1 pseudogene is annotated in these 330 nt (G+C 64.2%); it reads left to right on the top strand.

Annotated features, from left to right (window positions below):
- Positions 1 to 330: pseudogene (gene pyrG / locus FLQ44_RS23130) on the top strand (CTP synthetase); the annotation flags it as partial.

Below are 330 nucleotides of genomic sequence, written 5' to 3'. Positions count from 1 at the left end.
AGCCCATCCCCGCTGACGAGAAGCGCAAGATCGGCCTGTTCTGCAACGTACGCCCCTCGGGCGTCATCCAGGCCATGGACTCCGCCGACATCTATGCTGTGCCGCTGGACTATCATCAGGAAGGTCTGGACGCCGAGGTCCTCGCCCACTTCGGCATCACCGACGCACCCCAGCCCGAACTGTCGGGCTGGGAAGAGATCGTCCGTCGCCGCACCAATCCGGACGGCGAGGTCACCGTGGCTGTGGTCGGCAAGTACACGGTGCTCAAGGACGCCTACAAATCCCTGATCGAGGCGTTGCACCACGGCGGGGTCGCCAACAACGTCAAGG

The sequence above is a fragment of the Vogesella mureinivorans genome, from assembly GCF_007644035.1.
GTDB lineage: Bacteria > Pseudomonadota > Gammaproteobacteria > Burkholderiales > Chromobacteriaceae > Vogesella > Vogesella mureinivorans.
The sequence above is the reverse complement of the archived record's forward strand: the minus strand, read 5'-3'. Positions and strand labels throughout refer to the sequence as shown.